This is a genomic window from uncultured Roseobacter sp. (assembly GCF_947496515.1).
Classification (GTDB): domain Bacteria; phylum Pseudomonadota; class Alphaproteobacteria; order Rhodobacterales; family Rhodobacteraceae; genus Roseobacter.
In genome coordinates this window covers 1-1,283 of the sequence record NZ_CANMDB010000050.1, presented here as the reverse complement: position 1 = coordinate 1,283, position 1,283 = coordinate 1, and the positions used below count along the sequence as shown (strand labels likewise).

The 1,283-nt window shown below is 63.6% G+C and carries 1 protein-coding gene; it reads left to right on the top strand.

What is annotated here, in order from left to right; all coding sequences use genetic code 11:
* Window positions 1–1,283 (top strand): bifunctional sulfate adenylyltransferase/adenylylsulfate kinase (locus tag Q1A53_RS23320; protein ID WP_299971800.1); only part of this gene is annotated, 1,283 nt, incomplete at both ends.

Genomic DNA, 1,283 nt, shown 5'->3' with positions numbered 1-1,283 from the left:
TCCTCTGATTCGGCTCAGAAGCTGAAGTTGGAGGCGGGGGATTTGACGAGTTGGGATCTGACCCCGCGGCAGATCTGTGATCTGGAATTGTTGATGAACGGCGGGTTCAACCCGCTCAAGGGGTTCATGAACCAAGCTGATTACGACGGTGTCGTGGAGAGCATGCGGCTCGCGGATGGCAGCCTCTGGCCGATGCCGATCACATTGGACGTGGGCGCGGAGTTCGCCGGCGGGCTGGAGATCGGCCAGGACATCGCGCTGCGTGACCAGGAAGGCGTCATCCTCGCCACCATGACCGTCACCGACCGCTGGAGCCCCGACAAGGCGCGCGAGGCTTCGATGGTCTTCGGCGCCGATGACGACGCGCATCCGGCCGTCAACTACCTGCACAATCAGGCGGGCGAGATCTATCTGGGCGGCCCCGTCACCGGCATCCAGCAGCCCGTGCACTATGATTTCCGCGCCCGCCGCGACACCCCCAACGAGCTGCGTGCTTTCTTCCGCAAGGTCGGCTGGAAGCGCGTCGTGGCCTTCCAGACCCGCAACCCGCTGCATCGCGCGCATCAGGAGCTGACGTTCCGCGCCGCGCGCGAGGCACAGGCCAACCTGCTCATCCATCCCATCGTCGGTCTGACCAAGCCGGGCGATGTGGATCACTTCACCCGCGTGCGCTGCTACGAGGCGGTGCTCGACAAATACCCCGCCGCCACCACGTCGATGTCGCTGCTCAATCTGGCGATGCGCATGGCCGGCCCGCGCGAGGCGGTCTGGCACGGGCTCATTCGCAAGAACCACGGCTGCACCCATTTCATCGTCGGCCGCGATCACGCGGGCCCCGGCAAGAACTCTGCCGGTGAGGATTTCTACGGTCCCTACGATGCGCAGGACCTCTTCCGCGAGCATCAGGACGAGATGGGCATCGAGATGGTGGACTTCAAACACATGGTCTGGGTCCAGGAGCGCGCGCAATATGAGCCCGCGGACGAGATCGAGGACAAAGACAACGTCACCATCCTCAACATCTCCGGCACCGAGCTGCGCCGCCGTCTGGCCGAAGGGCTGGAGATCCCCGAGTGGTTCTCCTTTCCCGAAGTGGTGGCAGAGCTGCGCCGCACCCGGCCGCCGCGCAGCCAGCAGGGGTTTACGGTGTTTTTCACCGGGTTTTCGGGGTCGGGCAAGAGCACGATCGCAAATGCTTTAATGGTTAAACTAATGGAGATGGGCGGGCGTCCGGTGACACTGCTGGATGGCGATATCGTGCGGAAAAACCTCTCAAGCGAGCT